This is a genomic window from Cellulosimicrobium cellulans, from assembly GCF_007679345.1.
Taxonomy (GTDB): domain Bacteria; phylum Actinomycetota; class Actinomycetes; order Actinomycetales; family Cellulomonadaceae; genus Cellulomonas; species Cellulomonas cellulans_A.
Genome location: NZ_VEGH01000003.1, coordinates 1 through 26,303 on the forward strand (window position 1 = coordinate 1; position 26,303 = coordinate 26,303).

The 26,303-nt window shown below is 79.0% G+C and carries 24 protein-coding genes and 1 pseudogene; 13 read left to right on the forward strand and 12 right to left on the reverse strand.

Features of this window, described 5'->3' with window-relative positions:
* From FS882_RS04380 to FS882_RS04390, 3 genes are all read right to left on the reverse strand, one after another.
* Positions 1 to 341, reverse strand: a 341-nt coding sequence (locus tag FS882_RS04380) for a hypothetical protein (RefSeq protein WP_158371270.1), incomplete at its 3' end; no start/stop codon positions are given.
* 201 nt (positions 342 to 542) lie between these two features.
* Complete coding sequence (locus FS882_RS04385) at positions 543 to 902, reverse strand: nuclear transport factor 2 family protein (protein WP_262348063.1); 360 nt, start codon at positions 900 to 902, stop codon at positions 543 to 545.
* A 43-nt stretch (positions 903 to 945) separates the two neighbouring features.
* Positions 946 to 1,791 carry a hypothetical protein gene (locus FS882_RS04390; protein ID WP_158371272.1) on the reverse strand — a complete coding sequence of 282 codons (846 nt, stop codon included), beginning with the start codon at positions 1,789 to 1,791 and terminating at the stop codon, positions 946 to 948.
* 166 nt (positions 1,792 to 1,957) lie between these two features.
* On the opposite strand from FS882_RS04390, the gene FS882_RS04395 reads away from it, so the two are divergent.
* The 3 genes from FS882_RS04395 to FS882_RS04405 all read left to right on the forward strand — a co-directional run bounded on the left by FS882_RS04395 (position 1,958) and on the right by FS882_RS04405 (position 3,883).
* Positions 1,958 to 2,296 (forward strand): DUF3140 domain-containing protein, encoded by a 339-nt coding sequence (locus FS882_RS04395; RefSeq protein ID WP_158371274.1) that lies wholly within the window; start codon positions 1,958 to 1,960, stop codon positions 2,294 to 2,296.
* A gap of 52 nt (positions 2,297 to 2,348) precedes the next feature.
* Entirely contained in the window at positions 2,349 to 2,858 is a 510-nt protein-coding gene (locus FS882_RS04400) for an AAA family ATPase (protein WP_158371277.1), read from the forward strand.
* 71 nt (positions 2,859 to 2,929) lie between these two features.
* Positions 2,930 to 3,883: a patatin-like phospholipase family protein gene (locus FS882_RS04405; protein ID WP_158371279.1), complete on the forward strand. Its 954-nt coding sequence runs from the start codon at positions 2,930 to 2,932 to the stop codon at positions 3,881 to 3,883.
* 29 nt (positions 3,884 to 3,912) lie between these two features.
* Here the strand turns inward: FS882_RS04405 and FS882_RS04410 are convergent, their stop codons facing one another.
* The 3 genes and pseudogenes from FS882_RS04410 to FS882_RS04420 all read right to left on the reverse strand — a co-directional run.
* Positions 3,913 to 4,797 carry an aminoglycoside phosphotransferase family protein gene (locus FS882_RS04410; RefSeq protein WP_158371281.1) on the reverse strand — a complete coding sequence of 295 codons (885 nt, stop codon included), beginning with the start codon at positions 4,795 to 4,797 and terminating at the stop codon, positions 3,913 to 3,915.
* Positions 4,798 to 4,910: 113 nt separating this feature from the next.
* Entirely contained in the window at positions 4,911 to 5,780 is an 870-nt protein-coding gene (locus FS882_RS04415) for an acyltransferase family protein (protein ID WP_158371284.1), read from the reverse strand.
* A pseudogene (locus FS882_RS04420) lies at positions 5,720 to 6,292 on the reverse strand (acyltransferase); the annotation flags it as partial. The pseudogene FS882_RS04420 and the gene FS882_RS04415, both read right to left, overlap by 61 nt.
* A 252-nt stretch (positions 6,293 to 6,544) precedes the next feature.
* On the opposite strand from FS882_RS04420, the gene FS882_RS04425 reads away from it, so the two are divergent.
* From FS882_RS04425 to FS882_RS20850, 10 genes are read left to right on the forward strand one after another with little or no spacing between them, the layout of a single operon-like run.
* On the forward strand, positions 6,545 to 7,612 hold the full coding sequence (locus FS882_RS04425) for a Gfo/Idh/MocA family protein (protein WP_158371286.1): 1,068 nt from the start codon (positions 6,545 to 6,547) through the stop codon (positions 7,610 to 7,612).
* On the forward strand, positions 7,609 to 8,613 hold the full coding sequence (locus FS882_RS04430; RefSeq protein WP_158371298.1) for an NAD-dependent epimerase/dehydratase family protein: 1,005 nt from the start codon (positions 7,609 to 7,611) through the stop codon (positions 8,611 to 8,613). The genes FS882_RS04425 and FS882_RS04430 overlap by 4 nt, the downstream gene beginning before the upstream one ends.
* 14 nt (positions 8,614 to 8,627) lie before the next feature.
* A complete protein-coding gene (locus FS882_RS04435; protein ID WP_158372030.1) occupies positions 8,628 to 9,758 on the forward strand; it encodes a DegT/DnrJ/EryC1/StrS family aminotransferase in 1,131 nt (376 codons plus the stop codon).
* On the forward strand, positions 9,755 to 10,462 hold the full coding sequence (locus FS882_RS04440) for a NeuD/PglB/VioB family sugar acetyltransferase (protein ID WP_187365128.1): 708 nt from the start codon (positions 9,755 to 9,757) through the stop codon (positions 10,460 to 10,462). The genes FS882_RS04435 and FS882_RS04440 overlap by 4 nt, the downstream gene beginning before the upstream one ends.
* A complete protein-coding gene (locus FS882_RS04445) occupies positions 10,459 to 11,562 on the forward strand; it encodes a DegT/DnrJ/EryC1/StrS family aminotransferase (RefSeq protein WP_158371301.1) in 1,104 nt (367 codons plus the stop codon). The genes FS882_RS04440 and FS882_RS04445 overlap by 4 nt, the downstream gene beginning before the upstream one ends.
* Complete coding sequence (locus FS882_RS04450; RefSeq protein WP_158371303.1) at positions 11,559 to 12,962, forward strand: glycosyltransferase family 4 protein; 1,404 nt, start codon at positions 11,559 to 11,561, stop codon at positions 12,960 to 12,962. Before FS882_RS04445 ends, FS882_RS04450 begins: the two co-directional genes overlap by 4 nt.
* Positions 12,959 to 14,653: an oligosaccharide flippase family protein gene (locus FS882_RS04455; RefSeq protein WP_187365129.1), complete on the forward strand. Its 1,695-nt coding sequence runs from the start codon at positions 12,959 to 12,961 to the stop codon at positions 14,651 to 14,653. The genes FS882_RS04450 and FS882_RS04455 overlap by 4 nt, the downstream gene beginning before the upstream one ends.
* Positions 14,650 to 15,864, forward strand: a complete 1,215-nt coding sequence (locus tag FS882_RS04460) for a glycosyltransferase family 2 protein (protein WP_187365130.1) — start codon at positions 14,650 to 14,652, stop codon at positions 15,862 to 15,864. The genes FS882_RS04455 and FS882_RS04460 overlap by 4 nt, the downstream gene beginning before the upstream one ends.
* Positions 15,861 to 17,183: a glycosyltransferase family 1 protein gene (locus tag FS882_RS04465; RefSeq protein ID WP_187365131.1), complete on the forward strand. Its 1,323-nt coding sequence runs from the start codon at positions 15,861 to 15,863 to the stop codon at positions 17,181 to 17,183. Before FS882_RS04460 ends, FS882_RS04465 begins: the two co-directional genes overlap by 4 nt.
* A complete protein-coding gene (locus FS882_RS20850) occupies positions 17,180 to 18,079 on the forward strand; it encodes a DUF6492 family protein (RefSeq protein ID WP_187365132.1) in 900 nt (299 codons plus the stop codon). The genes FS882_RS04465 and FS882_RS20850 overlap by 4 nt, the downstream gene beginning before the upstream one ends.
* A gap of 141 nt (positions 18,080 to 18,220) precedes the next feature.
* Here FS882_RS20850 and FS882_RS04475 read toward each other — a convergent pair whose 3' ends face one another.
* The 6 genes from FS882_RS04475 to FS882_RS04500 are packed head-to-tail and all read right to left on the reverse strand — an operon-like array spanning position 18,221 to position 26,192.
* Positions 18,221 to 19,192: a hypothetical protein gene (locus FS882_RS04475; RefSeq protein WP_158371309.1), complete on the reverse strand. Its 972-nt coding sequence runs from the start codon at positions 19,190 to 19,192 to the stop codon at positions 18,221 to 18,223.
* Positions 19,171 to 20,580, reverse strand: a complete 1,410-nt coding sequence (locus FS882_RS04480; protein WP_158371312.1) for an O-antigen ligase family protein — start codon at positions 20,578 to 20,580, stop codon at positions 19,171 to 19,173. The genes FS882_RS04475 and FS882_RS04480 overlap by 22 nt, the downstream gene beginning before the upstream one ends.
* Entirely contained in the window at positions 20,577 to 21,902 is a 1,326-nt protein-coding gene (locus FS882_RS04485) for a hypothetical protein (RefSeq protein ID WP_187365133.1), read from the reverse strand. The genes FS882_RS04480 and FS882_RS04485 overlap by 4 nt, the downstream gene beginning before the upstream one ends.
* A complete protein-coding gene (gene epsE, locus FS882_RS04490) occupies positions 21,899 to 23,407 on the reverse strand; it encodes an exopolysaccharide biosynthesis GT4 family glycosyltransferase EpsE (protein ID WP_158371314.1) in 1,509 nt (502 codons plus the stop codon). The genes FS882_RS04485 and epsE overlap by 4 nt, the downstream gene beginning before the upstream one ends.
* Positions 23,404 to 25,314 carry a glycosyltransferase family 2 protein gene (locus FS882_RS04495; protein ID WP_187365134.1) on the reverse strand — a complete coding sequence of 637 codons (1,911 nt, stop codon included), beginning with the start codon at positions 25,312 to 25,314 and terminating at the stop codon, positions 23,404 to 23,406. The genes epsE and FS882_RS04495 overlap by 4 nt, the downstream gene beginning before the upstream one ends.
* Complete coding sequence (locus tag FS882_RS04500; RefSeq protein WP_158371319.1) at positions 25,311 to 26,192, reverse strand: WecB/TagA/CpsF family glycosyltransferase; 882 nt, start codon at positions 26,190 to 26,192, stop codon at positions 25,311 to 25,313. Before FS882_RS04500 ends, FS882_RS04495 begins: the two co-directional genes overlap by 4 nt.
* Positions 26,193 to 26,303: the final 111 nt, after the last annotated feature.

A 26,303-nucleotide genomic window follows, 5' to 3' on the forward strand; every position in this document is an offset into this window, starting at 1 on the left:
TGCGGGTGCATCTCGGGGCGACGGGCGAGCTCGGCGACGGCGTCGAGCATCGCGGCGTGCTGGTGGGCCTCCATCCGGGCCCGCGCCGCCACGACCTCGACCAGGATGGCCGGGGCCAGCACGGTCAGGTCCAGGCCCCGCAACCACGCGTCGAGCACGGGTCCGGGCGGGCAGGCGGCGATGGCCTCGATCTGCCGCTGCTCACCGGTCCGGGGTGCCCCGCCGAACGCCACCACGGGGTCGGGGCCGTAGTCGGTCAGGCAGGTCCCGTCGGCGGCGTAGACCGGCAGCACCGGGTCGGCGACCACGTCGCCTCTGGGGTGTTCCTGCAGGTCAGCCATGCAAGAACGCTACCGGCGACCACCGACACCACCCCCGGATCGCACACCCGACCTGGGGACCACGCACGCCCCGCGCCCTGTGGAGGACTCGGTGGCCGCTCACCGCGCGGGAACCGCCGGCGCGATCCGCCAACCTCGGAGCCCGCCGACCCCGGAAGCAGCGGCTCCCCGACCCGACTCCGCCGGCGCACCCCCGTCCGGTCAGTCCTGGACCAGCACCGTCCAGAGCCGGGCGATGCGCTCCTCGCGGATCTCGGCGACGTCGATGCCCCGGACCACCGGGTCCTGCCCCGGCGGGCCGAACTGCCAGGCGAGCAGCGCGAGGTCCTGCGCCCTGCGGACGGGGCCGTCGGCCGAGAACGCGAACCCCGGCGCGCCGTCGAGCAGCCCCTGGGCCTTGCGGTGCACCGCGTCCCAGCCCTGCACGGTCTCCTCGGGGTCGGAGAACACGACGTCCCGGGTGTAGGTGTCCTCGATCGCCACCCGCCGGCGTTCGGGGTCGCGCTCCCCGAAGACCCGCCGCAGGTTGGCGTCCATCAGCTCCTCGATGCGGTCGGCCACGCGCCGTCCCCTCTCGTCGTGCCCGGTCCGGACACGGCGCACGCTACTCGCGGCCGGTGAGGGAGCGGGAGGTGCCGGTGGGCGCGGCGTCGGCCGGAGCGGCGAGGACGCGGTCGACGAAGCCCGCCCTGCCCAGCCGGGCGAGCGCGGCCAGGCCGGCGAGACCGCCGGCGCGCTCGGCGTCGGCGAACGCCAGCACCCCGGCGACGCACCCGAACTTGTCCCAGAAGTCGTCCGCCGCCGCGGCCCGGTGCAGGGCGGCGCGCTGCGCGTCCGGGTCGGTCAGGTCCCGCGCGGCCCGGAGGGCGTCGTGGGCGGCCCGCCGCCGGCCGGCGAGCGCCGCCGACGACGGGGCGAGCGCAGGGTGGCCGCGCATGCCGAGGTGGTGGGCGAGCCCCTCGTCGAAGACCAGGCGGTCGAGCCGGCTGCGGTGGCCGGCGGCGGCGTCGGCGGGCCAGCGTGACGCGAAGAGGAGGTGCGCCACCTCGTGGTCGAGCACCGCCCGGGCCGTCGCCAGCCCCGCGCCGTGTCCGTATCCGGCGAGGCGCGCCACGTCGAGCACGACGACGTCGCGGCCGTCCGGGTCCGTGCGGAGCCCGGCGTCGTACGGTTCCGGCCATCCGACGACCAGGGCGACGCGCGCGTCCTCGACGCGCGCCGGCCAGTCCGGCGCGACCGCCGCCCAGGCGTCCGGGTGCGCCGGGGCGAACGGGTCGAGCAGCCGGACGAGGTCGTCGCGCAGCCGTCGCACGACGGCGCGGTCGTCGGCGTGCGGCAGCACCGGGTGCGCCGGCCCGGCGTCGTCGCCCGCGGCCGCGCGGACCACCCACGAGGTCGCGAGGTCGCCGTGGGCGAGGTAGCGGTCCACGGCGTGGGTGTCGAGGTGCACGGCGGTCCTCCCGGAGCGGCGGCTGGCCGGCGACATCGTCGCGTGCGGGGTGCCGGCCGGTGCGGGACCTCCGGCCCGCCGGACGCGCCGGCACCTCGAGGTGCCGCGCGCCCGCCCGGGCACGGTCGACGGGTGCGGGCACCCGCGCGGTGCCACGATGGCGCGCATGGACGAGGAGGAGCGCGCCCGGGTCGCGCGGGAGTTCGCGGACGCCGTCACGATGACGCCGGCGGAGCTCGAGCGCTGGCTCGGGACCGAGGAGTCCCGAGCCGTGGGGGAGAAGGACGGCGACGGTGAGTCGGTCGGGCACCGGTCGGGACGGCGGATCGTCGAGATCGCCCGCACGCGCACGGCGGACCTGACGGACGACGACTACGCGCACATGCGGACGGTGGTCGGCTACGTGCACCGGCACCTCGCCCAGAGGCCTTCGGGCGACGTGGCGGACTCGGCGTGGCGGCACTCGCTCATGAACTGGGGGCACGACCCGCTGGACCGGGGCTGACGGGCAGGGGAGCCGGGCGTCGCGCGGGGCCCGGCGGACGAGGAGGAGCCACGTGCTGGTCCAGGTCTGCGGTCTGCCCGGCTCGGGCAAGACCACGCTCGCGGCCGCGGTGGCGGACGCCGTGCCGGTGGTGGCGCTCCGGGTGGACGCGATCGACGCGGCGATGCGCCGCTACGGCGTCGCGCCGGAGCAGTCCGGCATCGCCGCGTACGCGGTGATGCACGCGCTCGCCGGCCCGCACCTCCGCCGCGGCCAGGTGGTCGTCGCCGACGCGGTGAGCCCCTCGGGCGCGGCGCGCGACGGCTGGGCCGGGACCGCAGCGGCGCACGGGGCGACGCTGCGGGTGGTCGAGGTCGTGTGCCCGGACCGCGCGGAGCACCGGCGCAGGGTCGAGACGCGCCCGGCCGACCTGCCCGGGTTCCCGCTGCCGACGTGGGACGACGTCCGGCGCGCGGCGCGGGAGTACGAGCCGCGGCACGACGAGCGCCTGGTGGTGGACAGCACGCGACCCGTCGCCGAGGTGCTGCCGGAGGTGCTGGCGTACCTGGGACTGGTGCGGTGACCGGGCGACCGGCCGGGGCGCCGCGGAAATCCGTCGCGCCGGCCCCACCGGAGGACTAGCGTCCCCGGATCGTGACGACACCTGCTCCCGCCACCGGCTCCGGCGAGCGCGCCCTCGTCCTGGGCGGCGGCGGCTCGAGCGGCAACGCCTGGCTGCTCGGCGTCGCGGCCGGGCTGCTCGACGGCGGGGTCGACGTGACCGCCGCCGACCTCGTGGTCGGGACGTCCGCGGGGGCGACCGCCGCGGCTCAGCTCGGCGGGGCGGCCGCCGCGGAGCTGTACGCGGCCACCCTGGTGCCGCCGGTGCCGCCGGCGCCGCGGGCGGACGGGGCGGCACCGGGCCGGGGAGCGGGCGGGCCCGGGGGCTCCGCGGCGAGCCGGGGTGGAGCGGGCGGGCACGGCGCCGGCGGCGTCGCGCAGCACCTGGCGCGCCGCCGCGCCCTGGTCGCCGCCGCGGCGGACCCCGCCGACCTGCGGCGCCGGACGGGCGCGGACGCGCTGGAGCGGGCGGCGGCGGCCGGCCCGGACGCGCCGGGGCGGTGGCGGGCCACCGTCGCGGCGCGGCTGCCGCGGGCGGCGTGGCCGGAGCGGCGGACGCTCCTCACCGCGGTCGACGCGCACACCGGTGAGCCGGTCGTCCTCGACAGGTCGAGCGGGGTCGAGCTCGTGGACGCCGTGGCCGCGAGCTGTGCCGGCGGGCCGGCGTACCCCATCGGTGACCGGTGGTACGTCGACGGCGCGCACCGGCGCGGGGAGAACGCCGACCTGGCCGCGGGGTACGGGCGGGTGCTCGTGCTGGCGCCGCTCGGCGGGGCGTCGCTGACCCCGGCGGCGTGGCGGCTCGACCTCGCGGCGCAGGTCGAGGACCTGCGGGCCGCCGGCAGCCGGGTCGAGGTGGTCGTCCCGGACGACCCGGGCCTGTTCGGCGAGCGGGCGATGGACCCCGCCCTGCGGCCGGTGGCGGCGCGGGCCGGGCACGACCAGGGCCGGGCGCTGGCGGGGCGGCTCGCGGACTTCTGGGGCTGAGCCGAGGACCCGCGCTCACACCCGCGCGCTCACACCCCCGCGTGCAGCTCGTCGAGCACGTGCCGGGCCAGCCGACGCTGCTCCGGGGGCTCGTTCGTGACGAGGATCAGCGCCTTCCACACGGCCCAGCCCCGCCCGCGGGCCCAGGTCGCGTCGTCCACGCCGAGCTCGGCGCGGAACACCTCGCGCGCCGCGCCGGAGAGCCAGGTCCACACGGGCGTGGTGTCGCACGCGGTGTCGCCGACCGCGGAGCAGCCGAAGTCGAGCACGGCCGCGAGCACCCCGTCGCGCACGAGCAGGTTGTTGACCGCCACGTCGCCGTGCAGCCAGGTCGGTGCGCCGGTCGGCGGTGCGTCCAGGGCGTCGCGCCACAGGCCCGCCGCCAGGTCCCGGTCGCGGCCGTGCACCCGGTGCAGGATGTCGCCGACCTCGTCGTCCCAGTGCTCCAGCGGGCCGCCGCGGAACGCGCTGTGCAGGCCGGGACCGGGCGCGCCCGTCGTGTCGCAGCCGCGCAGCGCGACGAGGAACTGCGCGAGGTCGCCGGCGAGCCGGACCGGGTCGTCGACCGGGGTGCGCGCCAGCGGGGTGCCGGGCCGCCAGCCGTAGACGGACCACGGCGCGGGGAACCGCTCGGAGGGCTCGCCGACGGCGCGCACCTCCGGGACCGGCAGCGGCAGGTGCGGGGCGAGCCGGGGGAGCCAGGTCTGCTCCTTGGCGACCTGCGGCACGTAGCCGGGCGCGCTGGGCAGCCGCACGGCCAGGTCCTGGCCGAGCCGGAACATCCGGTGGTCGTTGCCGCCGTCCGCCACCGGCCGCACCGGCAGGTCCGCCCACCTCGGGTGCTGCTCGGCGACCAGCGCGCGGACCAGGTCGGCGTCGATGGCGTCGGCGTGGATCGGGAGGCCGGTGGTCACCGCTCGACGCTACCCCGCGCGCCGGGCCACCTCCGCGCGCCCCGCGCGCACCGAGGGGGTACCCGACACGTCGAGAGTGCATCCGCCGGATGCACTCTCGACGTGTCGGTTGCTCACTCGGCGGTCGGACGCGGGCGCGGGACCCGCGGGCGCGGGACCCGCGGGCTCGGCACGCGGGGGCGCAGGACGACGCCGGGGCCGGCGCCGTCCTGCCAGCGGCGGCGCAGCCGCGCGGCGGGCCGCTCGACCAGCCACCAGCTCGCCGTCGCCGCCGCCAGCGTCAGCGCGATCCCGAGCGCCCCGCCCGCCAGGTCCCGCGGGTCGCCGAGCCACTGGGTGATCGGCAGGTTCCACAGGTACGCCGCGTACGAGACGGTGCCGAGCGCGACGACGGCCCGCACCGGCCCGTGCGCCCGCCACCGCGACTCCGCGGCCAGCAGCACGAGCACCGCCGAGGCCACCGCGACCGCCGGGATGACGGCGAGGTACATCCACGGCGACGCGTCCAGCCCCGGCACCACGGCGAGGGCCGCGAACGCCGCCAGCAGCGCCCCGGCCAGCAGGCGCCGCGCCGTGGTCCCGGCCGGCAGCGCCCGCGACGCCCGGTCGCGGCCGAGCCGGAGCGCGCAGCCGGTGAACAACGCCACGGACCACGAGGTCGGCAGGGCGTAGACGCGGGCGACGTCCGGCGCCTGGTACGCGATGGTCGCGGCGCACAGCAGCAGCGAGCCGGCGATGCCGAGGGCGGCCACGCGGCCGACCCACCGCCGGCGCCACGCGAGCGCGAGGACGAGCGGCCAGAGCAGGTAGAACTGCTCCTCGGTCGCCAGGGTCCACAGGTGGAAGAACGCGCCGCTGCCGTGGGGGAGGTAGGGCAGGTTGGACGTGTAGGTGAGTGCGGGCCGGCGTCGTCGGCCGGGGTCGCCGGGCGCAGACCCGCGTCGGTCTCGACGTAGGCGTCGCCGGTCGCCGGGCAGCGCCACCGGCCGCGACCGTCGGCCACGAGCTGCTCCCCGCTGCGGCCGACCCAGCCGATGCGGCGTGCCGGGACGCCCGCGACGAGCGCGTGGTCCGGCACGTCCCGCGTGACGACCGCGCCCGCCGCGACCAGGGCCCACCGGCCGACGACGACCGGCGCCACGCACACCGCCCGCGCGCCGACGGACGCGCCGGCGCGCACGGTGACGCCGACCGCGTGCCAGTCGTCGGCGGACTTCAGGGTGCCGTCCGGGTTGACGGCACGGGGGTGCAGGTCGTTGGTGAGCACGGCGGCGGGGCCGACGAACGCGCCCTCCTCCAGCACGGCCGGCTCGTAGACCAGGGCGTGGTTCTGGATCTTGCACCGGTCACCGACCCGCACGCCGGGGCCGAGGTAGGCGCCGCGCCCGACGACGCAGTCCGCGCCCACGACCGCGCCCTCGCGGACCTGCGCGAGGTGCCAGACGCGCGTGCCCGCCCCGAGGGTCGCGCGCGGGTCGACGTCGGCGCCGGGGGCGGTGGTCGGGCCGCCGTCCGCCCGGCCGCCGGGAGTCGCGCGGGAGCGCGCGACCCCCGCGGCGGGGTGCTGGCTGGCGTCCACGCGGCCTCCCGTGCCGCCCGCCCTCGGCCGGGCGCGGCGACCCTCCGGACGATACGGCGCCGCCCGGCAGGCGCGGCACCGGCGGAGCGGGTGAGAAATGTCCGTTATGCGTGACATGTCCGAATTGGGCCGGACACACTACGGCTACGTCACGAGGAGGCGAGCCGCATGGCAGATCCCCTACGGATCGCGGTGGTCGGCGCGGGGTACTGGGGCCCCCACCTGGCCCGGAACTTCCGCGCGTCGGCCGACTGGGACCTGGTCGCCGTGTGCGACCGGGACCCCGAGCGGGCCCGCCGGGTGGTCGGCGGCCGCAGCACCGTCGAGGTGCTCACGGACCCGGCCGAGCTGCTGGCGCGGGACGACGTCGACGCGGTGGCGGTCGCGACGCCCGCGGCGACGCACGCCGGGATCGTGCTGGCCGCGCTGGACGCCGGGAAGCACGTGCTCGTGGAGAAGCCCGTCGCGGCCAACGGCGCGGACGCCCGGCGCATGGTCGCCCGCGCCGCCGAGCGGGGCCGGGTGCTCATGGTCGACCACACGTTCTGCTACACGGCGGCGGTGCGGGCGATCCGGGACCTCGTCGCCGACGGCTCGCTGGGTGACCTGCACTTCGTCGACTCGGTGCGGATCAACCTGGGCCTGGTGCAGCCGGACGTCGACGTGTTCTGGGACCTGGCGCCGCACGACCTGTCGATCCTCGACTTCATCGTCCCCGGCGGGCTGGTGCCGACCGGCGTAGCGGCGCAGGGCGGCGACCCGCTCGGCGTCGGGCGGTCGTGCGTCGGCTACCTCACGCTGCCGCTGGCCGGCGGGGCGCTGGCGCACCTGCACGTCAACTGGCTCAGCCCCACGAAGATCCGGCAGATGGTGGTCGGCGGGAGCCGGCGCACGCTGGTCTGGGACGACCTCGCCCCGCAGCAGCGGCTCACGGTCTACGACCGCGGCGTCGACCCGGGGGAGAGCCTGCCGGACCGCACGAGCGCGCGGGTGTCCTACCGGCTCGGCGACGCCTGGTCGCCGGCGCTGCCCGAGCGCGAGGCGCTGTCCGCGGTGGTCGAGGAGTTCGCCGCCGCGGTGCGGGCGGGCCGGGCGCCGCTGACCGACGGGCACGCGGGACTGCGGGTGCTCGACGTGCTGGAGTCCGCGTCCCTGAGCCTGTCCGACGGCGGCCGGCTGGTGCCGGTGGCCCGCGGCGACCTGGTGGACGCCGGCGTGAAGGGCCGCCGGCGGTGACCGCGCTGGCGGGCGCCCGGGTCGTGGTGACGGGCGGTGCCGGCACGGTCGGCTCGACCCTGGTGGACCGGCTGCTGGCGGCGGAAGCGGGTCGCGTCGTGGTGCTCGACGACCTGTCCCGCGGCCGCCGGGACAACCTCGCGGCCGCACTGGCCTCCGGACGCGTCGACCTGGTGGTCGGCGACCTGCGGGACCGGGACGCCGTGCACGACGTCGTGCGGGGCGCGGACGTCGTGTTCCACCAGGCGGCGATCCGGATCACGCAGTGCGCCGACGAGCCGCGGCTCGCCCTCGAGGTGCTGGTCGACGGCACGTTCACGGTGCTGGAGGCCGCGGCCGAGCACGGGGTGGCCCGGGTGGTGGCGGCGTCGAGCGCGTCCGTCTACGGGGCGGCGGAGGAGTTCCCGACCGGGGAGCGGCACCACCACCACAACAACGACACGTTCTACGGCGCGGCCAAGTCGTTCGCCGAGGGCATGGCGCGGGCGTTCCGGGCGACCCACGGGCTGGACACCGTGATGCTGCGGTACTTCAACGTGTACGGGCCGCGGATGGACGTGCACGGCCGGTACACCGAGGTGCTCGTGCGCTGGATGGAGCGCATCGCCGACGGGCTGCCGCCGCTGGTGTTCGGCGACGGGCGGCAGACCATGGACTTCGTGCACGTGCGCGACGTCGCGCGGGCCAACGTGCTCGCGGCGACGTCCGCGGCGGCCCGGGGCCCGTACAACGTCGCGAGCGGCACCGAGACGTCGCTGCTGCAGCTCGCCGAGGCGCTGCTGCGGGTCATGGGCAGCGACCTCGCGGTCGAGCACGGCCCGGAGCGGGTGGTGAACGGGGTGCCCCGGCGGCTCGCCGACACCACGGCCGCGCGGCGGGACCTCGGGTTCGTCGCGGAGGTGGGGCTGGACGAGGGGCTGCGCGAGCTCGTCGACTGGTGGCGGCCGCGGCGGGCGGCCGTCGCGGCCGGGCGGTCCGCGGGCGCGGCGGTGGCGCCGTGACCACGCTGCACGTCATGCGCCCCTGGCTCGGCGCCGAGGAGGTCGCCGCGGTCACCGAGGTGCTCGCGTCCGGCTGGGTCGCGCAGGGCCCGCGCGTCGCGGCGTTCGAGGCGGCGTTCGCCGCGGCGCAGCGGGCGGACGGGGCGGTGGCGCTGTCGTCCTGCACCGCGGCCCTGCACCTGGCGCTGGTCGTCGCGGGCGTGCGGCCCGGCGACGACGTGGTGGTCCCCTCGCTGTCGTTCGTGGCGACGGCGAACGCGGTGGTGCACGCGGGCGGGCGCCCGGTGTTCGCCGACGTCGACCTCCGGACGGGGAACGTCACGGCGGCGACGGTGGCCGAGGCCCTGACCCCGCGGACGACGGCCGTGATCGCGGTCGACCAGGGCGGGGTGCCGGTCGACCTGGACGCCGTCCGCGCCGTCACCGACCCGCTCGGCGTCGTCGTGGTCGAGGACGCGGCGTGCGCGGCGGGCTCGACGTACCGCGGCGCGCCCGTGGGTGCGCGGGCCGAGATCGCGGCGTGGTCGTTCCACCCCCGGAAGATCCTCACGACCGGCGAGGGCGGGATGCTCACCACCGGCCGCTCGGACTGGGCGGCACGGGCGCGCCGGCTGCGGGAGCACGCGATGAGCGTGTCGGCCGCCGAGCGGCACGGCGCCGTGCTGGCCCCGCCCGAGGAGTACCTGGAGGTCGGGTTCAACTACCGGATGACCGACCTGCAGGCCGCGGTCGGGCTGGTGCAGCTCGGCAGGCTCCCGGAGGCCGTCGCCCGCCGTCGTGCGCTCGCCGCGGCCTACGCCGAGCAGCTCGCGGACCTGCCCGTCCTGCGCCCGGTGGCGGACCCGCCGTGGGGCGCCGGCAACTTCCAGTCCTACTGGGTCGAGGTGCTCCCGGGGTCGCCCGTCGACCGGGACGGCCTGCTGGCCCGGCTGGCCGTGGCGGACGTGTCGGCACGGCGCGGGATCATGGCCGCGCACCGGCAGCCCGCCTACGCCGGCGGGGACCACGGTGCGGTCCCGCTCGTGGTGACCGAGCGGCTGACCGACCGGACGCTGATCCTGCCGCTGTTCCACGAGATGACCGGCGCCGAGCAGGACCGCGTGGTGGACGTGCTGCGCGCGGCCGTCGGCGGGGCGGTCCCGTGACCGCGGGCGGCCGGCCGCTGGTGCTGGTCGGGGCCGGCGGCCTGGCCCGCGAGGTGCTGGCGGTGGTCCGGCGGCACGGGCCGTACGCGCCGGTCGGGGTGCTCGACGACGACCCGGCGACGCACGGCCGCGAGCTCGGCGGGGTGCCGGTGCTCGGCGGCCTGCGCGCGCTGGCGGGGCTGCCGGAGGCGGCGGTGCTCGTGTGCGTCGGCCACGGGCGGGCGCGCGGCGGGCTGGTCACCCGGCTCGCGGCGGCCGGCGTCGGCCCGGACCGGTGGGCGACCGTCGTGCACCCCTCCGTCGAGGTGCCGGACGGCTGCACCGTGGGTGCCGGGTCGGTGCTGCTCGCCGGCGTGGTGCTCACCGCGGACGTCCGGGTCGGTCGGCACGTGGTGCTGATGCCGCACGTCACCCTGACCCACGACGACGACGTGCGGGACGCCGCGACCCTCGCCGCGGGGGCGACCCTCGGCGGCGGGGTGCGCGTCGGGCCGCGCGCCTACCTCGGGATGCGGTCGGCCGTGCGCGAGCGGGTCCGGGTCGGGGCGGGCAGCACGCTGGGCATGGGTGCGGTGCTGCTGACGGACCTGCCGGACGACGAGACCTGGGCGGGCGTCCCGGCGCGGCCGCTGCACCGGGCGGCCGACGGCCACCGGCCCGGCGAGCGGCGGGCCCGGGACGGCGGGACGGCGGTGCGCGCATGAGGATCCCCCTGGTCGACCTCGGGGCGCAGCAGGCGGAGGTGCACGCGGAGGTGCTCGCCGGGCTGGACGAGGTGTTCGCGACCACCGCGTTCGTCGGAGGGCCGGCGGTCGGCCGGTTCGAGGCGGCCTACGCCGCGGCTGTCGGCGCGCGGCACTGCGTCGGCGTGGCCAACGGCACGGACGCCCTCGAGCTCGCCCTGCGCGCGGTCGGCGTCGGACCGGGCGAGGAGGTGGTGCTGCCGGTCAACACGTTCGTCGCGACCGCCGAGGCGGTGTCCCGGATCGGCGCGGTCCCGGTGCCGGTCGACGTCGACCCCGTGCACCTCCTGGTCGACCCGGCCGCGGTGCGCGCGGCCGTGGGGCCCCGGACGGCGGCGCTGGTGCCGGTACACCTGTTCGGCCAGGTGGCGCCGGTCGAGGAGCTGCTGACGACCGCGGCCGACGCGGGGGTCCCGCTCGTCGAGGACGCCGCGCAGGCCCAGGGCGCGCGCCGCCACGGCCGGTCGGCCGGGACGCTCGGGCTCGCGGCGGCCACCAGCTTCTACCCGGGCAAGAACCTCGGCGCGGCCGGGGACGCCGGCGCGGTGACGACGGACGACGCCGCCGTGGCGCAGCGGGTGCGCGCCCTCGCCGCGCACGGCAGCACCCGGAAGTACCGGCACGACGTCGTCGGGATGAACTCCCGCCTCGACACCGTCCAGGCCGTGGTGCTGGAGGCCAAGCTGCGGCGGCTCGCCGGGTGGAACGCGCGGCGCCGGGAGGCAGCGGCGCGGTACGCGGCCCTGCTCCGGGACGTGCCCGGGGTCCGGCCCCCCGTGCCCGACCCGGCCAACGAGGACGCCTGGCACCTGTACGTCGTCCAGGTGCCCGACCGTGACCGGGCGCTCGCCGCCCTGCACGACGCGGGCATCGGGGCCGGGGTGCACTACCCGGTGCCGCTGCACCTCACCGGCGCCTACCGGCACCTCGGGCTCGGGCCCGGGGCGTTCCCCGTCGCCGAGGCCGCGGCGGGCCGCATCCTGTCGCTCCCGATGCACCCCCACCTGACGGCGGCGCAGCAGGAGCAGGTCGTCGACGTGCTGCGGAGGGCGGTCGCGTGAGGATCCTCGTCTACCCCGGCGTGATGGAGGTCGGGGGCAGCCAGCTCAACGCCGTGCAGCTCGCGCACGAGGCGGCGCGCGCGGGCCACGACGTGCTGATGTTCGGTCCGGAGGGCGACCTCGTGCCCCTGGCCGGCGCGCTCGGGCTGGAGTACGTCCGGGCGCCGCAGGAGGGGCGGTGGCCCTCGCCCCGGAATATGGCCGCGCTGCGCCGGCTCGTCGTGGACCGCGGCGTGGACGTCGTGCACGGGTACGAGTGGGGACCGTCGGTCGACCTGGCGTTCGGCCCGCACCGCCGGCTCGGCACGCCCCTGGTCACCACCGTGCTGTCGATGGACGTGCCCGAGCACGTGCCGCGCCACGAACCGCTCGTGGTCGGGACCCGGCGGCTGCAGCAGCAGCAGCGGGCGCTCCGCGACAGGGTGCACCTGGTCGAGCCGCCCGTCGACACCGTGCGGGACGCCCCCGGCACGGCCGGGCCCGACGCGCGGGCGGTGCTGGGCCTGGGCCCCGACGACCTCGTGCTGACCGTCGTCGGCCGGCTGTCGACGGACCTGGGCAAGGCGGACGGCGTGGTGGCGGCGATCGAGGTGGTCGGCCGGCTGGCGGCGGGACGGCCCGCCGGGACGTGGCCCGGCCCCCTCCGCCTGGTGGTGGCCGGGACGGGGCCCGAGCAGGCGCGGGTGGCCGCCCGGGCCGACGCGGTCAACGCCGCGGTCGGCGAGCAGGTCGTCGTGGTCACCGGGCAGCTGCTCGACCCGCGCCCGGCGTACGACGCGGCCGACGTGGTGCTCGGCATGGGCTCGTCGGTCCTGCGCGGCATGGCGTTCGGCAAGCCGGTGGTCGTGCAGGGCGACCGCGGCGCCTGGCGGGCGCTGACCCGGGACACGCTGCCCGGGTTCCTGCACGACGGGTGGCTGTGCGAGGGGCCCGGGGACGGCGCCGACCTGGAGCGCGAGCTCGCGCCGCTGCTCGCCGACCCGGGCCTGCGGGCGCAGCGCGGGGCGCTGGGGCGGGGCGTCGTGCTCGACGCGTACAGCCTCGCAGCGGCCGGCCGGCGGCTGGAGGAGGTGTACGCCGACGCGGTCGCCACCCGCCCGAGCGAGGCCGTGCGCCGGGAGGCGCTGCTGCGGTGCGCGGTGGACCTGGCGAAGTTCCGCGCGTCGCTGGCCCGGCAGCGTGCCGCCGCGGCGGTGCGGGCGCGCGCCGGTGGGCGGTGGGCCGCGGCCGGCGGTGCCGCGTCGGCGGGCGGGCGCGGCGGGGACGTGGGCGCGCGGGGCGGGACCGTGGGCGCCGGGCAGCGTGCCGCGGGGGCCGGGCCGCGTGGGGCGGGTGCCGGGGCGCGCGGGGCGGGCACGGCGCCTCGGGACGGCGCCGGGCAGCGCGAGGGGGCGTGGTGACCGCGCCGGCCGGGCTCGGCAGGCTGGTCGGCCGCGGGCTCGCCTGGGGTGGTGCGGGCAGCATCGTGCTGCGGTTCGGCAACGTGCTGGTCGGCATCGTGCTGGCGCGGCTGCTCGTGCCGGAGGACTTCGGCGTGTTCGCGATCGCGCTGGCGGTCCAGGGCGTCCTGGTGACCGTCGTCGACCTGGGGCTGAGCGCCGACCTCGTGCGGTCCGACGACCCCCGACGCCTGGAGCCGACCGTCGCGACGATCAGCCTGGTCCTCGGCGCGCTGCTGGCCGGGGCCATGGCCGCGACCGCGGAGCCGGTGGCCCGCGCGCTGGGCAGCGAGCGCGCCGCCCCGGTGATCGCCGTGCTCGCCGCCACCCTGGTCGTGTCGGCCGCGGGCGTCGTCCCGTACGCGCGCCTGCAGCGCGGGTTCCACCAGCGCGAGCTGCTCGCGACCGGCCTCGTCGACCTCGTGGTGGGCACCGTGGTCACCGTCCTGCTGGTGCGGGCCGGGTGGGGTCCGATGGCGCTGGCCGTCTCGCGGCTCGTCGCCCAGCCGGCCGCCACCGGGACCCAGTTCCTGCTCAGCCGCACGGTCCCGCGGTTCGGCTACGACCGGGAGCTGGCCCGCGGGGCGGTCGCGTACGGCGCGCCGCTCGCCGGCGCGAACCTGCTGTCGATCGCGCTGCTCGCCGTCGACAAGGTGGTCCTGGCGCGCGGAGCGGGCGAGGTGGCGCTCGGGTACTACGTGCTCGCGTTCAACGTCGCGAGCTGGCCGATGACGGTCATCGGGCAGACGGTGCGGCCGGTGGCGCTGGCGGCGTTCGCGCGGCTCGACGGGCGGCACGAGGTGGCGGACGGGGTGCCCGGCGGGCCGGCGTCGAGCGGGCCGCCGGGTGGCGGGCCGGCGTCGGGGGACGGCGGGCTGGCGCTCGCGACCCGGCTCACCTGGGCGGCCGCCGTCCCGGCGGCCTGCCTGCTCGGCGCCCTGAGCCTGCCCGTCGTGACGCTGCTCTACGGCGGCCGGTGGGCGCCCGCGGCGGGTGCGCTCGCCGCGCTGGCGGCGTTCGGGGCCCTGCGGGTGCTGTTCGACCTGCTGGCGACCTACCTCATCGCCCGCGGGGCGACCCGGCCGGTCCTCGCCGTGCAGGTCGCGTGGCTGGTCGCGCTGCTGCCGGCGGTGGTCGTCGGCGCGCGGGTCGGCGGCTCGGCCGGGGTCGGCTGGGCGCACGTGGTGGTCGCCGCGGTCGTGGTGCTCCCGCTGTACCTCGGCGCGGTGCGGCGCAGCGGCGGGGACCTGCGGGCGCTGGCGGCGGCGACCTGGCTGCCGCTCGTGGCCGCGGGGCCGACCGTGGCCGCAGCGGTGCTGGTGGCGCGGCAGGTGCCGGGGCCGCTCGGCGCGCTGGCGGCCGGCGGTACGGCGGGGGCGCTGGTGTACGTCGCGCTCGTCGGGCGGCCGCTGCTGCGGGACCTGCGGGGGCTGCGGTCGGGGGCGCGCCGGGACTCCGCGCTCGGGACCCTCGACGCGGCCCCTGCCCCGGTGCCGGTACCGGGCGGGGGCCCCGCGCCGACCGTCGACCCGGTCGCGCCGCCGGTGCCGGTCGCGCCGCCGGTGCCGGCCGTGGCGCCGGCCTCGGGGGCGGGCGCCGCCCCGGCCGCCGCCCCGGTGGCGGTGCCGCCCGACCCGGAGCGCGTCCCGTGACCCCCGCCGCCCCACCGCTGACCCGGACCGTCCGCGCGCGCCCCCGCCCGGTCGGGACCGGCGACGCGACCGTCACGGTGGTGGTCCCGTGCCACGACTACGCGCGCTACCTCCCCGCGGCCGTGCACAGCGTGCTGGACCAGGGGGGCGTGCGCGTCGACGTGGTCGTGGTGGACGACGCGTCCACGGACGACTCCCTCGCCGTCGCCCGGCGCCTGGCCGACCGCGACCCGCGGGTCGCCGTCCTGGCGCACGCCCGCAACCGCGGTCCGGTCGAGACGTTCAACGACGGGCTCGCGCGGGCGACGGGGGAGTTCCTGGTGCGGCTCGACGCCGACGACCTGCTCACGCCCGGCTCGCTCGCGCGGTCGGTGGCCGTCGCCCGCGCGTACCCGTCGGTGGGCCTGGTGTACGGGCACCCCGTGCACTTCACCGGCGAGCCGCCCGCGGCCCGGACCCGGGTCCGCCGGTGGACCGTGTGGCCCGGTCGGCGCTGGCTCGCCGACCGGTGCGCCGACGGCTACAACGTCATCACCTCGCCGGAGGTGCTCATGCGCGCGTCGGTGGTGGCGGCCGTCGGCGGCCAGCGGCCGCTGGCGCACGCGCACGACATGGAGATGTGGCTCCGGCTGGCGGCCCGCTCCGACGTCGCCCACGTGGGCGGCGCCGACCAGGCCTGGCACCGCGAGCACGCCGCCAGCCTCTCGGCGCGCCAGGTCGACGACGCGACCGACTTCCGCGAGCGGGTGGCCGCGTTCGCCGAGCTCGCCGCCGGCGGGGCGGCGGGGCTGCCGGAGCGGGACGACCTGCTGGCCGCGTCCCGCCGTGCGCTGGTGCGCCAGGCGCTGCGGGCGTGCCGGTACGAGGTCGACCGCGGCCGCCGCGACCCGGAGCGCGTGCGCCGGCTGATGGCGGAGGCGCTGCGGGTCGCGCCGGAGCTCGCCGGTCCGTGGGCGCGGCTGGACGCCGCGCTCGACGCCTCGCCGGGGCCGCTCGACCGGGCGGTCGGCCTCGGGCGGGCGGTGCGGGTGCGCGCCGACGACGTGCGCCGCGCGCGCCGCTGGGCCCGCACGGGCACCTACACCCGCGACGGCGCGGGCCCGCTCCTGCCCGCGGGCTCGGGCGCCGCCGGCAGGGCCGGGGCGTACCGGCCGCCCGCGGACGGGGAGCCGTCCGCCGCGGGCACGGTGCCCCGGGAGGGCGCGGCGTGAGGGCGCGGGACCTGCCGGCCCTGGGGCGGCGGGTGCGGGCGATCGGCGCGCGCGAGACGGCGCAGCGCGCCGCGGCGCGGCTGTACCGGATCACCGGCGCCGCCGCGCTCGAGTTCCCGCTGCTCCCCGGCGACGTCGCCGACCCCGGGTCGGCCGCGCGCGACGTCCCCCCCGCACCGCCGCACCCGGACCGGCCGCTCACGATCGGCTGGGTGTGCGTGCCCCCGGGCCCGCGCTCCGGCGGCCACACCACGATGTTCCGGATGGTGCAGGCCCTGGAGGAGGCGGGGCACCGGTGCGTGCTCTACCTGTACGACCGGCACGGCGGGGACGTCCGGCAGCGCGCCGCCGTCGTGCGGGCCGGCTGGCCGGGCGTGCGGGCCGAGGTCCGGGACGTGGCGGACGGGATCCACGGCGTCGACGCGTGCGTGGCGACGTCCTGGCAGACGGCGCACGTGCTCGCCCGCCGCGGCACCGAGCCGATGCGCCGGCTGTACTTCGTCCAGGACGTCGAGCCGTACTTCTACCCGCACGGCGCCCAGCGCGCGCTCGCCGAGGACTCCTACCGGCTCGGGCTGCGGGTGCTCGCCCTGGGCGAGATGGTCGCCGGCCACCTGCGCACGGACCTCGGCGTCGCGGTGGACGTCGTCCCGTTCGGCTGCGACACCGCCGTCTACCGGCCGCTCCCGCCGACCACCCGCAGCGGCGTCGTGCTGTACGCGAAGCCCGACGTCCCCCGGCGGGGGTACGACCTGGCCCGGCTCGCGCTGCGGCAGTTCCACGCGCGGCACCCGGACCAGGAGATCCACGTCTACGGCGACCCCGCGCCCGACCTCGGGGTCCCGGCGACCCGGCACGGCGGGCTCGACCCGGAGGCGCTGAACGCGCTGTACCACCGGACGCTGGCGGGGCTCGCGCTGTCGTTCACCAACATCTCGCTGGTCGCCGAGGAGATGCTCGCGGCGGGCACGGTGCCGGTGGTCAACGACTCCGCCGACGCGCGCGCCGACCTGCCGAACCCGCACGTCCTGTGGGCCGCCCCGACCCCCGGCGCGGTCGCCGGGGCGCTGTCCGCGGCGGTCGGGCACCCGGACCCGGCGGGCCGGGCGGCGGTGGTGCAGGCGAGCGTGGCGGGACGGTCCTGGGGCGAGGCGCAGGCGCGGCTTGTGGCGCTCGTCGAGGGGCACGTGCGCGGGGTGCCGGGGGTCGCGGGGAACGGGGCCGGGGCGCCGGGGGTCGCGGAGCGCGGGGCCGCGGGAGGCGGGGCGTCGCCGTCCGCGACCGGGGCGGCCCCCGGGAGCCGGGTGGTCGGCCCGTGACCGCCGCGACCCCGACCCCGACCCCGAGCCCGACCATGCTCGTGCTGACCCCGTCCTACCGCCCGGACCACGCGCTGTGCGTCGAGCTGAACCGCTCGGTGCTCCGCCTGGCCCCGCCCGCGGTGCGGCACGCGCTGGTGGTGCCGCCCGCCGACCTGGGGCTGTTCCGGTCGCTCGCGGGCGAGCGCACCACGGTCCAGGACGCCCGCGCCGTCGTGCCGCGCCCCCTGCGCAAGATCCCCGGCCTCAACCTCTGGCTCGACCCGCGGGCCCCGTTCCCACCGGTCCGCGGGTGGGTCGCGCAGCAGGTGGTCAAGCTCGCCGCAGCGGCGGCCGCGGACGACGACCTGGTGCTGCTCGCCGACTCGGACCTGGTGTTCGTCCGGCCGTTCGGGCCGCGCACCTTCGCGCCGGACGGCGCCGTGCCCCTGTACCGGCGCGAGGGCGCCGTGAGCGCCCACCTCCCGCGGCACGTCCGGTGGCACGAGGTCGCGCGCCGGCTGCTCGGTCTGCCGCCCGGCGACGAGCCCGCCCGGCCCGACTACGTGTGCTGGCCGTGCCTGTGGGAGCCCGCCGTCGTGCGCCGGATGCTCGCCCGCGTCGAGGCCGTGACCGGGCTGCCGTGGGCCGCCGCCGTCGGTCACGAGCTGCACGTGTCGGAGATGGTGCTCTACGGGGTGTACGTCGACGAGGTCGAGGGGCGCGACCGCGCGGTCCCGCACACCGACGACATGCGCTGCCCGGCGTACTCCGACGAGGCGCCGCTCGACCGCGACGGCCTGGCGGCATTCCTCGCGCGGGTCCGCCTCCGCGACGTCGCGGTGATGGTGTCGGCGAAGTCCGGCACCGCGCTCGACCTGCGCCGCGCCCTCATCGCCGCCCGGGTCCCGGGCTGACCCGCACCCCGCGCTCCTCACGCCGCGCTCCGCGCCCGGCCCTGCGCCCGCCCGACGCCCTGCCCCGAGAGGGCGGCTCTCGGCTGTCTCGTGCGCGCCCGGTGCGGCCGAGAGCTGCCGTCTCGGCGAGACGGGGCGGGGTCAGAGCGGGCGCCTGGCAGTCGGGGTGCCGGTGCCGCGCGCGGTGCGCGCGGGGACGCGTCGAGGTGACCGGGGCGTGCGGGAGGTGGTGACGGTGTCCGCCTCCGGCGGCTCGCGCGGGGGTGCCGCGTCGGGCGCGGGCGCGCTCGGCGCGGCGGGGGGCGACGCCGCGTCCGTGCCCGCCGCCGAGCCCGTACCCGGCGGTGATTCCGCGTCCTCGTCCGCCGCACCCGAGCCTGCGCCGGCCACCGAGTCCGCGTCCGTGCCCGCCACCGGGTCGCCGCCCGCAGCCCCGCCCGCGCTGTCCGTCGCGTCCGCCGCTCGCGCCTGCGCCCGCCGCGCCCGCGTCCCCGAGCGCCAGCGGCCCAGGCTCGCCGCGCCGAACACCAGCACCGCGCCCCCGAGCAGCACGACGATGACGGCACGCAGCCGGCTGGAGAACTGCTCGGTGGCGTCGTCGGGCGGCGCGAGGAGCAGCGGCGTGAACAGGTACCGGTCGTCGGCGCCGTTGACCCGCTGCAGATCCTCCAGCTCGGCCTCGAGCACCGTGCCGACCGCGGTCGTGGTGGCCACGGCGGCCTCGGGGGTCGGGCCCACGCCGGTGATGTCGACCACGAAGCCGTTCCCGCCGACCCCCGGGCCGACCCCGTAGTCCGTGCCGACCCCGTCGGCCTCGAGCTGCTCCACCGTGGACGCGGCGCCCAGGCGGGCGATGAGCGCGTCGGTGATGAGGTTGGTGTCGGCGGACCGCAGGTACGGGTTGTCCCCGTTCAGGGCCGCGAGCGCCGGGTCGCCCTCGAGCTCCTCGGTGGTGGGCACCGCGGGGTTGACCAGGGCGTAGGTCGAGGTCGCCTCGTAGCTGCGCGGCGCGAACCCGTACACGTACGCGGCGGCGGCGAGGCTGAGCAGCAGGGCGGGCAGCACGTACCAGCGCTGCTGCCACAGCGTCCTCAGGACGTCGGTCGGGTCCACGGCTCCTCCTCCTGACGCACCAGCAACCACGCCGCCCCCGACAGCCCGACCAGCGCGGGGAACATCAGCGCGAAGACGGGGAAGGACAGCGAGTCGAACGTGAGCGAGCACACCGCGCCCGCGAGGGTGCCGGCGGCGAGCGAGCCGGCGAGGCAGCGCAGCCGGGGCGACCGCGCGGTGCGGGCGGCGTGCAGGCCCGTGACCCCGGGCAGCACCAGGTAGACGACGGTCGCGGCGACGCCCACGGCTCCCGTGGTCACCAGCGCGTTCAGGTACTGGTTGTCCAGGATGTGCAGCGCGTCCTCCGGCATGTAGTTCCCGGGCCCGAGCCCGAGCAGCGGGTGCGCGTCGAACATCGCGACCACCCGCGGGTAGTTGTCGAGCCGGGTCGAGATCGAGGGGTCGGAGGCGTCCGCCCCCAGCGCGCCCCCGAGCGTGCTCACCAGGCCCGGCACGGACAGGAACAGCCCGGCGACGGCCACCGGCGCCGTGACCAGCACCCAGCGGCGCGCGGTCCGGGGGAGGAAGGGCAGCGCCACGGCCGTCGCGACGGCCAGACCGAGGACGCCCGACCGCGAGATGCTCACGGCGACGGCGACCACGAGGAGCCCGGTCCGGAGCAGGTGCGCCCACAGGCGCCCGCTCCGGTCGTAGACGGCCCGCCAGATCGACAGCGGCAGCAGCATCGAGGCGACGACCCCGAGCTCGATCGGGGAGAAGGTGGTCCCCGCGACGCGGACGAGCGCGCCGCGGGGCTGGAACGGGGTGTCGCCGCCGTTGGGGGTGAACCCGGGCATGACCCAGGGTGCCCAGTCCACCGGGTCGACGTGCAGCAGGAACTGCACGAGGGCGACGAGGCAGCACACGACCGCCCCGTCGAGGAGCGCGCGGGCGCACTGCGCGGCCCCGGTCACCGTCCGCGCGCACTCGGGGAGCACGGTGACGAGCGTCGCGCTGGCGAGCACGAGCAGCAGCCAGCGCTCGCCGGCGGCCCGGGTCACCACCGTGCTGCCGCCGGTCGTCCCGAGCCAGAGCGCCGCCGACGACGCCACCGTGGCCAGCAGCAGGGCCGCCACGGCGAGCCGGCCGGGGTGCCGGGCGGTCAGCGGGTCGTGCAGCCCCCACGCCCACGAGACGACCCAGAACGCGCCGAGCAGCAGCGTCAGCAGCATGGGGACGGTCCCGGCGGCGCCGATCGGGGCGATCACCAGGCTGGCCGGCGCGGCACCGATGGTGACCAGGGCGGCGCGGAGCAGCAGCGGCACGCCCCGCTCCGGCGCCGGCGCGGCGACGCCCGGCGGCGCGGCGTCCGGCGGCGCGGCGTCCGACGGGGCGGCGGCGGTCGGCGCGGGGAGCGGCACGGCCGGCCGCGGCTGGAGCGCGGTCACGGCCCGGCGCACCCCGGCGCGGCACCCGGAGCGTGGTCGTAGCGGTACAGGTGCACGGCCAGGCCGTCGGCGAACGCGTCGGTGAACGACCCGCCCTCGAGCGCGAGGGTGCGGTCCTCGCCGAGGACGGTGACGGTGCCGTCGGCCGCGCACCGCAGGTCGAACCGCACGGTCGCCGCCCCGTCGGTGGCCGCCGCGAACAGGTACTGGTCGTCCCCGTCGACCTTCACCGCGGTGTCGACCGGGCCGTCGGGCCGCACCGCGCCGTCGAGGAACGGCGCGGTCAGCGCGGGGCCGAGCTCGGCGAGCTGTCGGTTCAGGTCAGTCACCCACGGCCGCACCTCGGCGCCGCACGGCTCGCGCAGCAGGTGGAACGACTCGCAGTCGCCCCCGAAGCTGTGGTTGAAGTAGACGACCCCACGCGCTCCGTGGATCACGCTGCTCCACACGGCGGCGCGCACCTGCGGCCCGGTGATCGTCGGCGCGTCGTCCTCGGAGAACGGGTGGCCGAGCTCGACGAACGCCCACACCGGCCTGCTGCCGGGCGGGTCGACGAGGGAGCGGACCCGGTCGACGGTGCGCCCGTAGTTCGCCGCGCGCCGGCACTCCGGCTCCGTCAGGGGCTGCCCGTCGGCGAGCAGCAGGCCGCCCTCGTGCCCGCCGCAGATGTGCGGGTCCGTGAACCAGTAGGTGTCGGCCGAGACGACGTCGGCGTAGTCGTTGACGAACCGGGCGGCCTCCGCGTCGTCGAGGCGGAACGCGACGCCCTTGCCGTAGTTCGCGTAGGTCAGCGCACCCTCGGGGAGCCCGGCCCGCACGGCGGCCTGGACCGTGTACCCGCACGGGGTGTTGGCCGGGTCGCAGACCTCGCCCTGACCCGGCCAGAGCCCGGTCCAGCCGCTGTCCCCGGCACCCGCCCACATGTCCACCTCGTCGGCGAGCACGCCGCCGGCCGCGCGCGGGTCCTCGCGGCCGACGAGCGCGGCGAGGCCGGAGCCGTCGAGCAGGGCCAGGTCGGAGTCCGTCGTGAGGTCGACGTAGGTGGTGAGCCCGGCCGCGCGATCGAGCACGACGTCCCCGGGGTCGGTGACGCTCTCCAGCCAGACGCCGACCGGGAACGTGCGCTGCTCCGGCGGGAGGGTCGGGTCGAACCGGTCGTAGTAGCCCGGGCCGCCGTCGACCTCCCGCCACGCGAGGGCCCCCCAGGACGGCTCGGGGGTGGGGGACGGCGACGCGGTCGGCTCCTGCGTCGGGCCGGCGCAGGAGCCGAAGCACACCCCGGCGACGGCCAGGCCGGCGCAGACCCGGCGGGCGGCGCTCACCGCGGGCCCCCGACCGCGGGGGCCGGCGCGGGCACCGTCGCGGCGCGGGCGCGGGCAGCCCCCGACGGGGCTGCGGTCGCCGGGACCACGAGCTCGAGCAGCGTGCGCGCCCCGCGTGCGCTCGCGTACCCCGCGACGACGTGCCGCCGGCCCGCGGCCCCGAGCGCCGTGGCCAGCGCGGGGTCCGCCGCGACCCGGGCCACCGCCGCCGCCAGCGCCTCCGGGTCCCGCGGCGGCACGAGGAGGCCGGTCCGGCCGTCGGTGACCAGCTCGCCGACGCCCCCGCCCGCGCACACCACGACGGGCAGCTCCATCGCGAGCGCCTCCATCACCGCGACCCCGAGCGGCTCGGCGTGGCTGGCGAGCGCGAACACGTGCGCGGCCCCGAGCTCGGCGCGCACCCGGTCCTCGCCGACCGCACCCGGCAGCCGCACGCGGTCGGCGAGCCCGAGGGCGCCCACGAGCGCCTCCAGGTCGCGACGGTGCCCCGCGCCGCCCCGCTCGTCCTCGCCGAGCACCACCAACCGAGCGTCCAGGCCGCGGTCGACCAGGAGGCGGAGGGCGCGCAGCAGGTCGTCGTGCCCCTTGGCCGGGTTGAGCCGGCCGCAGGCGACCAGGCGCAGCGGCCCGGCCCCCGCCCACGGGCGGTAGGGGAGCGCCCGGGCGAACGCGTCCGGGTCCACGCCCATCGGAGCGAGCGCGACGACCGCGGGTGCGTCCGGACCGAGCGCGGCGCGGAGCTCGCCCCGCAGGTCGGCGGTGATCGCCAGCCCGAAGGTCGCGCCGCGCCACTTGCCGCGCTGGTTGCCCCCGTAGTCGGCGAGCGGCCCGTGCAGCGTCAGGCTGTAGGGCGGGCCGCCCAGCAGCCGGGCGAGGGCGGCGACCTGGGCCGCGTCGGCGCAGGAGTGCACGTGCAGGTGCTGCCAACCACCGGCGCGGCCCAGGGCGGCGAGCCGGGCGGCCGCGAGGGTGAGGCCGGCGGCACGGGCGGCGGCGCGGAGTGCCGGCGCTGGTCGCCCGGCGCCGGCCGACCGGTCTCCGCCGGCCTCGCCCGTCCGCCCGGCCCCGTCCGCGCCGGCCTCCTCGCTCGGCCCCGCGGCCTCGTTCGGCCCTGCGGCCCCGCTCGGCCCCGCGGCCCCGCTCGGCCCTGCGGCTCCGCTCGCCCCCGCGAGCGCCGCGGTGCGCGCCTCGCGCAGCACCGCCCGCCACCGGCCGGTCGTGACGGCGCGGGCGAGCACTCCCGCCACGCCGGCGGCCGCCCTCGCCGTCGGGTCGGCGAGGTACGTGGTGCGCGCTGCCGCCGCGTCCGCCCACGGGTGCGCCGCGGGCCGGCGGGGGTGGCGGGTCGAGACCAGGACGGGGCGCGCACCCGCCCGCTCCAGCGCCGTGACCTCCCGCCAGAAGAACGCGTGCGTCTGGCCGGGGAACTCGGGGACGAGGTAGCCCAGCACGACGCCGCCCGGCGCCCCGGGCCCGGCGCCGGTCCCGCCCTGGCGGCGCGTCACCGCCGGCTGCTCTCGTCGCGCTCCCAGCGGCTCGGGCGCCCCGCCCGGGTCCCCAGCCGGGCCCGCGCCCGACCGAGGGTGACGAGCGCGGCGTACACCGCCGCGTCGACCGCGCTGCGCGGCCCGCGGACCGTCCGCAGCAGCGCCGCGGCGGTCCGGCCGGGCCCGGGGACCGGGCCGGGTGTCCCCGCCCCCGCCGTCCTGGCGAGCGCGCGCGCCCGCACCTCCGACGTGCCGCGCGCGGTCCGCGCGAGCACCCGGACGAGGCTGCGCGCGGTGCGGGGCGCGACGACGCGCACCGGCGGGGCGTCGACCACGCCCTTCTCCCCGGTCGCGAACAGCGCGTCCACCCACAGGTCGTCCGCCACGAGGTCCGGGAACCCGCCGAGCCGCGCGTGGCCGCGCTCGGACAGCCCGTACACCCCCGCCCCCCAGAGGGCGTCGCGCGGGCCGGCCAGTCGTGCCCGGGCCCGGTGGAACGCCCGCACGGGCGCGGAGGCCCCGGCCAGGTCCACCGCGGCGGGCGGGCGGGCGGCGAGCCACGGGCCGTCGGCGAGCGCCCGCAGCGTCGCGGCCACCGCGGCCGGGGCAGCGGCCACGTCCGCGTCCAGGTAGACGCGCGGGTACCGGCGCGCGGCGCGGTCCCCGGCGTCGAGCGCGCGCGGCTTCGACGCCTCCGGGATCTCCAGCACCCGGACGCCGGGGAACCGCCGCGCGACTGCGGCGGTGCCGTCCTGGCACCCGTTGCACACCACCACGACGTCGACGCCCGCCGTGCGGGCCCAGGGCGCCAGTCCGGCGAGGGTGCGGCCGATGACCGCCGCCTCGTCGTGCGCCGCGATGATCACGGTGCCGTCGACGGGCGCCCGTGGTGGCACCGCCGGCCCGGCAGCAGCGCTCTCGCGGGCCTCCGACGCGGCGCCGCCCGCCCCGCCCTCCTGCGCCAGCCCGGTCGGCATCCCACGCGGCAGCGCCCGGCGGGCGGCGGGCACCAGCAGCGCCCGGACCGCCGACCGGTGGCCCGCGTCCCAGGTGCGCGCGACGGACCCGGCCACCGTGACCGCGAGGGTCGCGGCGGCGAGCGGCGCGGCGCGGTGCTTGCGCGCGTACCGGACGCGATTCACCTGGAGCAGGGCGGTGAGCTCGGGTCCGCGGCCGGACCCGCCCGCGGCGTGCCGGACCCGGGCCGCCGGCTCGAACCACACCTCCCAGCCGGCCTCCCGGGCGCGGCGGCAGTAGTCGGTCTCCTCGGAGTACAGGAAGAACCGTTCGTCCCAGGGCCCGATCGCACGGGCGGCCTCCGCGCGCACGAGCATCGCGGCGCCGGTGCCCCAGTCGACCGGGTGCGCCCAGGCGTACGCGGTGGGGTCGCGCACCGTCTCGGACAGCCAGCCGGGCCGGTCGCCGAGGAACCGCCCCAGCACCGCGTCCCCGAGGGACCGCGTCACCGACGGCTCGCGTCTCAGCGAGGGCTGCACGGCGCCCGCCCGGTCGAGCAGCAGGGGCAGCACGATGCCGGCCCGGCTCCGCTGCAGCCGCGCGAGCAGGGCGGGCACGGCACCCGGCTCCAGCACCAGGTCGGCGTTCAGCACCAGCGTCGCCGGGACGTCCCCCAGCCGCGCCAGGCCGACGTTGATCCCACCGGCGTACCCGACGTTGCCGTGACCGGTCAGGGTGAGGACGTCGGCGTGCGCGCGGGCGCGGCGGACCGTGCCGTCGGACGACCCGTTGTCGACCACGACGACCCGCATCGGGGTGCCGGCGGCCTCGAGCCGCAGGCTCCCGAGCAACCGGTCCAGGTGCGCCTCGTTGTCGTAGGTGACCACCAGCACGCCCAGGGCCGCGGGGGCGTCCACCGCGGCGAACGCCGGGCCCGCGGTGGCCCGGCGCTCGGCCTGCGCCGTCACGCGCGCCCCGCCGCGTCGGGCGTCCCGGGCACGAGCACGAAGCTGCGCCGCGCCAGCACGTCGTAGGCGGGCGGCCCGTCGAGCAGGTACCGGCGGGCGAGCCGCCGCGGCTCGTGCGCGAGCCGCCACGCCCACTCCCAGCCGTGGTCCCGGACCGCCTCCGGGGCCCGCTGCGCCGCGCCCGCGAGGAAGTCGACGACGGCGCCGAACGCGAGCAGGACCGCGGCCCCGGTCAGGGGGCCGTACCGCGCGATCCACCGTTCCTGGCGGGGCTTGCCCAGGCCGACCACGACGACGTCGGCCGCGGCGTGCCGCACGAGCGCGGCCCAGGCGCGGCAGGCGGCCGCGTCGTCCAGGTCGCGCCGCGGGGGCGACCAGGTCCCGGCGACCGCGAGCCCGGGCCGGTCGGCGGCCAGCCGCGCCACCAGCGCGTCGAGCACGTCGGGCCGGCCGCCGAGGAACCCGACCCGCAGGCCGTCGGACGCCGCGCGGTCGAGCACCGGCGCGATGAGGTCGCTGCCCGCGAGCCGGGGCCAGGGGTGGCCCGTGAGGTGCTCCGCGCGACGGACCAGCGGTGCCCCGTCGAGGAGGTTGAGCCAGCGGACCGGCGCGAGCCCGCCGAGCGGGTCGTCCGCCGGCGGGCCGGTGGGGTACGGGTCGCCGGCGTCCGGGTGCGCCCAGGCGAACGGCACCAGGGAGGACGGCCCGTGGTACCCGAAGTGGTGGATGTGGTCGAGGTTGGCGCTCATGACGCCGAGGGGCCACGTGGCCCCCCGGGTCGCGTGCCCGACGACGGTGTCGACGGCGCCGGCGGTGTCCAGCAGGTCGACCGGTGTGCCGCCGAGCAGGACCCGGGGCCAGGGGAGGGGAGCGGGCATGCGTCACCGTCCGTGGGAGTCGGCGGGCGGGGGGCCGCGCCGGGCGCGAGGGCGCCCGGTCCCGGTGCGGCCGGTGCGCGCGCCGGGAGCGGCGCGGTGGACGCGGTCCAG

Excerpts from the sequence above, each read along its gene's own strand:
- FS882_RS04435 (WP_158372030.1), top strand. The coding sequence starts at position 8,628 with ATGCGCCCCTGGCTCGGCGCCGAGGAGGTCGCCGCGGTCACCGAGGTG.
- FS882_RS04395 (WP_158371274.1), top strand. The coding sequence starts at position 1,958 with ATGGACGAGGAGGAGCGCGCCCGGGTCGCGCGGGAGTTCGCGGACGCC.
- FS882_RS04425 (WP_158371286.1), top strand. The coding sequence starts at position 6,545 with ATGGCAGATCCCCTACGGATCGCGGTGGTCGGCGCGGGGTACTGGGGC.
- FS882_RS04445 (WP_158371301.1), top strand. The coding sequence starts at position 10,459 with ATGAGGATCCCCCTGGTCGACCTCGGGGCGCAGCAGGCGGAGGTGCAC.
- FS882_RS04500 (WP_158371319.1), bottom strand. The coding sequence starts at position 26,192 with ATGCCCGCTCCCCTCCCCTGGCCCCGGGTCCTGCTCGGCGGCACACCG.